The sequence below is a fragment of the Bradyrhizobium sacchari genome (assembly GCF_002068095.1).
Taxonomy (GTDB): Bacteria; Pseudomonadota; Alphaproteobacteria; order Rhizobiales; family Xanthobacteraceae; genus Bradyrhizobium; species Bradyrhizobium sacchari.
In genome coordinates this window covers 1-5,690 of the sequence record NZ_LWIG01000067.1, presented here as the reverse complement: position 1 = coordinate 5,690, position 5,690 = coordinate 1, and the positions used below count along the sequence as shown (strand labels likewise).

Here is a 5,690-nt window from a genome sequence, read left to right as displayed (position 1 = left end):
TTCGACGCGACCTTGATATTTTGCCCACTGGGCGCGCCGCCGCGCCACCTCGGGATGATCGCGTTCGCCAGCCGCCGCGCTTTTTTTGAAGCTGAGCTTCTCGGCATGCACGAAGTCCCTCACCGAATGGTAGTCGACCTTCAGGCCGCGTCCGGCAAGCTCGACAACGAGCCCTCTTATGGTGAAATGGCCGTTCTTGATCCGTTAGGGCAGCCAAACCGCGTGGTCTCCCGAAACCGCCTTCGGCTTATGACCGCCCATCTGGCCAGGTTCAACGCTGCCGGTCTCCTCAACACGCTGCATCCAGCCGATGGCCGTGCTGATCGCCACTCCCAACTGTTTGGCCGCCTGATTGCGGGGACATCCCGCCCTCGATCGCGGCCACCACACGCTTACGAAGATCCAGAGAATAAGGCTTGCCCATCCATGCTGGCCTCCAACCAGCCAGAATGGTGAAACAGAAACACACTGATTTGGTAATCCCAAATCCATTCAGCTTAAACCCATCCCGCTCTAGGGGACAGGAACCGCCAAGTTTGCGTTCGGCGGCTCACAATATCAAGTCAGTTTTCTGGCGGGGCGTAGTACGCAATTCATGTTCAAATTCCGACAGCGGCACAAAGCGCGTCGGGTTCAAAACACTGGCCGCCGTGAACTGCCGTTGAGCTATTCATGCGCAATTAGGCACTTAATGCGCGCAGACGATGCTGGCACGAACGTTGCCATTAGGTGCAGCAGTATTGAAAGTACTGAGCCCACACAGCTGCGAGTCGAGCGATGCTCTCCTTCCTTGAACCGATGTGGCCCGCTTGTGGGAAGACGAGACTGTTGCTTGTGACTTTGTGTGTCGTCGCGCTCCGCGCGGCGACACCGACATTCGCTACGGATCTCGCTCGACAGCCCGTCTACACCGAGGCACCACACCTCGCGGGCGCGGTCGCGATCGGAGATCAGCTAGCACAAAACGTCGGGCAGTCTCTGACAATAACTTTGGAGCGTAACATGGCGCTGGGCTTAGAATCCCCAGCTCCCCCGATCAAGGTGGAGAACTGGCTGCGTGGTCAGCCCCTCACGAGCTTCCAGCCAGGGAACGTGTACATCGTCGAATTTTGGGCAACTTGGTGCGCACCGTGTGTGGCGGCGCTGTCCGATCTGGTACAGCTGCAAGAGGAATACAGAGATAGCGGAGTTGAGGTCGTCGGAATAGCAGCTGGTGAGCGCGCTCAAACAGCGGAAGAGGCCCGAAGCAAGTTGGACGCATGGTTGACCGAAAAGGTGCCGAATCTCAACTATCGCGTCGGGCTCGACTACACACGCGAAATGGACAAGCTTTGGATGGATTCCAGCTTTTCTGTCGGGATTCCCACCTCGTTCGTCGTCGACCGTGATGGCCACATCGCCTTTATCGGTTCCCCGACGGAACTCGAAGAGGTTTTGCCGAAGATCCTGACCGGCAGCTGGCGCATCAGCGATGAAGCGAAAGCCGCCGATGCAGAGCGGATCGCTAAGGGCGAACGCGCAATGCCGATCTTCGCCAAACTGACGCCGGCGGTGAAGGCGCAGGATTGGGCGAAGGCGCTTTCGGTGGTCGAAGAAGCCGTCGCTGTTCTGCCGGATGACGTGAACTTCCGCGTGCTCCATGCGGATCTGTTGCTTCACAAAATGCACGACTTGCAGGCCGGCCTGCCGGTGATGCGCCAATTGGTTCGTGACGCGATCAACAAAAAATCCGCGGTGTGGATGGCCGAGGCGATGCGCCAACTCTTTGATCCGGCGAATGACAACTCTCATTTGCCGCAGGCCGAGCGCTTTGCGATGGGCAACGAGTTATCCGAACACATTCTGGCAGTAACTCCTCCGCAACGCGGCGACGCCCCTAAGTTCCTGTCCTATCCGGCGGTCGCTCAGTACTATTACGAGAGCGGCAACAAGGATCGCGCGATCGAGTTGATCGAGGTGACGCTGAAGTCGCTGGACGGCCCAGCACCTATCCCGGACGACATGAAACAGCGGGTTATGTTGGAATTGGTCCAAACGCTGGCCAACTACAAGGGGGAGAAGGCTTGCTATGGGTCTGTTTGTGCGACTCCGCAACCCGGAGTTCCGCAAAGTACCAAAGCGCAAGCGCCGGAGGAGAGGAGATAAAAAAGGGTGACGATCTGAGCTGCTCACTGGCTAATTCGTCCATTTATCCGGTGGGCCACCGGCAATTAACGATCAGCGAGCACGGCGGTGGATCGTTTGTGGCACGTTGGAGGTTCGGATTACTATGAGCTCCGTCCGGATTGACGCGGAGGTGATCATGCAAGTGAAGTCGCGCCGCGATCGCATAACGCAAAGTCTCTGGCGGTCATCTGCTGAACACGTCCTTCATCAAAATGCACCTTTGCGTACAGCCATGGCCGAGGCCGGAGCTAGCTGGACATCCCCACGCTTCCGCAGACGGGCAAACAGTGACGCCGATCCCGCCTACGTGGCTTACACAAGCTCGGATCGCACAAGGCTGGCCGATGTCTCAGATCGCTGCTCTCAGCCCGAGGAGCTCGCAAAGCGCGAGGCGCTTCGGCTAAGCCCTTACGCCAAGAGTGGGTGAAATGAGTAGAAGCGTTCGGCCGCGGCCCCCAGATTCCGGGCCTTTAATGCATCCCTTGGACGGCGCGCCAAGCATTGGGCACATCGGGTCTGGATCGACCGGTTTTTACACCACGTGCGCCACAAACCCCTAGCGCAATGACCAGTCGAGATGACAAACGACCCGCCGCAATCGGCTTGGTTCTCCCGTTTGCGTTGGAGCACTGGCTGAAGCAGCCAGTCCGTGCCGCGATCATCCTCGTCGGCTTCTTAGGGGCGACGGTCGCCGACCTGTTCATGCCGGTCTATTCCGGCCGTCTGGTGGATGCATTGACGTCGGGCCCCTCCGACCAAGCGGCGCGACATGCGGCACTGATTGCGTTCGCTGGTATCCTCGCGCTTGGTCTGCTCTCGATTATGTTGCGGTTTACGGGCTTGCAGGCGATCGTGCCGTTCACGCTGAAGGCCATGTCGGATGTGGCCTGTGGGGCCTTCATGCGCGTGCAGCGCTTCGCAACCGACTGGCACGCTAACTCGTTCGCCGGCTCGACCGTGCGCAAGATCACCCGCGGCATGTGGGCGCTCGACTTGCTCAATCATACGATCCTGATGGCATTGTTGCCGTCGCTCGCGGTGCTCGTGGGCTCGACGATCCTGCTCGGCCTGCATTGGCCCGAGCTCGGCGCCGTGATCGGCCTCGGCGCACTGATCTATGTTGCCATCACGATGGCATTGACGATCGGCTACATCGCGCCGGCGGCGCGCGTCTCCAACGCCTGGGACAGCAAAGTCAGCGGCACGCTAGCGGACGCGCTCACTTGCAATACTGTGGTGAAATCGTTCGGTGCTGAGGCGCGTGAGGATGCGCGGCTTGACGGTGTCGTCAGACGCTGGCGGGCGCGGGTGCAGCGCACCTGGCTGCGGTCCAACGGCACGAGCACGGTGCAGCTCGTGATGCTCTTGTGTTTTCGTGCTTCGGTGATCGGCGGCGCCATCCTGCTGTGGATAGCGGGGCGCGCCTCTCCGGGCGACATCACCTATGTGTTGACAAGCTATTACATCATCCACGCCTATTTGCGTGACGTAGGGATGCACATCAACAATCTGCAGCGCTCGGTGAACGACATGGAGGAACTGGTTGCCATCTATGGCGAGCCGGTCGGAATTGTCGAGGCTCCCGACGCCAAGCCGATCGACATTCACGGTGGGACGATCATGTTCGAGGACGTCACCTTCCTCTATGACGGCGATCGCGTGCCGCTCTACGACCGATTGTCGATCAACATCCGCGCCGGCGAGCGGATCGGTCTGGTCGGCCGATCCGGCTCCGGCAAGACCACTTTCGTCAAGCTGCTTCAGCGGCTCTACGACGTCTCCGGCGGCAGGATCCTGATCGACGGCCAGGACGTTGCGAAAGCCACGCAGCAGTCGCTGCGCAGCCAGATCGCGATCGTGGAGCAGGAGCCGATCCTGTTTCACCGCTCGCTGGCTGAAAACATCGCCTATGGTCGACCCGGCGCCAGCATGGCGGCGATCAAACAGGCGGCGAGGCTCGCCAATGCGCATGACTTCATCCTACGATCGCCGAAGGGCTACGGCACCCTGGTGGGTGAGCGCGGCGTAAATCTGTCGGGCGGCGAGCGGCAGCGCATTGCGCTGGCGCGCGCGTTCCTTGCCGATGCGCCGGTGTTGATCCTGGACGAGGCGACGTCGAGCCTGGATTCGGAATCGGAAGCGCTGATCCAAGAGGCGATGGAACGGCTGATGAAGGACCGCACCTCGATCGTAATCGCGCACCGCCTGTCGACAGTGCGCGGCCTCGACCGCATCCTAGTGTTCGATCGCGGCGAGATCGTCGAGCAGGGCACGCATCCGGCACTGATCGTGCAACCCGGCGGCATCTATCGCAGTTTGTTCGAGCGGCAGGCCATCGAGTTCGGTCCGCTCCCGGCGGAAGGCCAGCCTAAAACATGGCTGGCCGCATCTCCATAGCCCTGGTGCTATTTGGCCGTACTGGAGGGACATGAGCATGGCCTGATAGTCCCACGTCCCTTTTGCAATCTGGTGACGGTGGCGCGCCAGAGCATTGATGCAAAGGCGCAAGAGTTCTTCCGGACTTGGCTCGCAGATATGGTTGATCCGGGCCGACCGTTCGGCTTAAGCGAGGTCCGCGGCGACGGCAGCGGGATTACGCAGGACGGCGGACGCCGCCGCAGGTTGCGCTGGTGCGCGGCCAGGCGCGGCGACTTGGTGTGATCCTGCCGAGCCTCTGTCACCTCGTGTGGGGTGGTGGTGGCGCGCAGCAGCGGCCATGAGCAGGTGGTGTTGGGCACGGTGCTGTTCGGCCGCATGCATGGCGGCGCCTGTGCCGCCGCACGATGGGCCCGTTCATCAACACCGTGCCGCTGCGGCTCGACTTGACCGCACCGCCGTCGGGGCAAGCCTGCACATCACACATGCCCGCCTGCCCGAGCTGCTCGCGCATGAGCATGCCTCACTGGCACAAGGAGTTCTTCAGTCAAGCTCGCATCTGGTTTCTGCCCAGGCGTAGGAGGCCGTAACGACTTCTGCCCAACGTGGTCAGAACAGGTAAGTGGGGCCGCTAAAGCGGGATGGGTTTAAGCTGAATGGATTTGGGATTACCAAATCAGTGTGTTTCTGTTTCACCATTCTGGCTGGTTGGAGGCCAGCATGGATGGGCAAGCCTTATTCTCTGGATCTTCGTAAGCGTGTGGTGGCCGCGATCGAGGGCGGGATGTCCCCGCAATCAGGCGGCCAAACAGTTGGGAGTGGCGATCAGCACGGCCATCGGCTGGATGCAGCGTGTTGAGGAGACCGGCAGCGTTGAACCTGGCCAGATGGGCGGTCATAAGCCGAAGGCGGTTTCGGGAGACCACGCGGTTTGGCTGCCCTAACGGATCAAGAACGGCCATTTCACCATAAGAGGGCTCGTTGTCGAGCTTGCCGGACGCGGCCTGAAGGTCGACTACCATTCGGTGAGGGACTTCGTGCATGCCGAGAAGCTCAGCTTCAAAAAAAGCGCGGCGGCTGGCGAACGCGATCATCCCGAGGTGGCGCGGCGGCGCGCCCAGTGGGCAAAATATCAAGGTCGCGTCGAA

2 protein-coding genes and 2 pseudogenes are annotated in these 5,690 nt (G+C 60.7%); 3 read left to right on the top strand and 1 reads right to left on the bottom strand.

Going from position 1 to position 5,690, the window contains the following annotated elements; translation table 11 throughout:
* Positions 1-424: pseudogene (locus tag A5906_RS45825) on the bottom strand (transposase); the annotation flags it as partial.
* 578 nt (positions 425-1,002) lie between these two features.
* On the opposite strand from A5906_RS45825, the gene A5906_RS39345 reads away from it, so the two are divergent.
* The 3 genes and pseudogenes from A5906_RS39345 to A5906_RS45820 all read left to right on the top strand — a co-directional run.
* Positions 1,003-2,145 (top strand): TlpA disulfide reductase family protein, encoded by a 1,143-nt coding sequence (locus A5906_RS39345; protein WP_080140436.1) that lies wholly within the window; start codon positions 1,003-1,005, stop codon positions 2,143-2,145.
* Between the two features lie 585 nt (positions 2,146-2,730).
* On the top strand, positions 2,731-4,563 hold the full coding sequence (locus A5906_RS39340) for an ABC transporter ATP-binding protein (RefSeq protein ID WP_080140435.1): 1,833 nt from the start codon (positions 2,731-2,733) through the stop codon (positions 4,561-4,563).
* 703 nt (positions 4,564-5,266) lie between these two features.
* Positions 5,267-5,690 (top strand): annotated as a pseudogene (locus A5906_RS45820) (transposase); the annotation flags it as partial.

Excerpts from the sequence above, each read along its gene's own strand:
- A5906_RS39345 (WP_080140436.1), top strand. The coding sequence starts at position 1,003 with ATGGCGCTGGGCTTAGAATCCCCAGCTCCCCCGATCAAGGTGGAGAAC.
- A5906_RS39340 (WP_080140435.1), top strand. The coding sequence starts at position 2,731 with ATGACCAGTCGAGATGACAAACGACCCGCCGCAATCGGCTTGGTTCTC.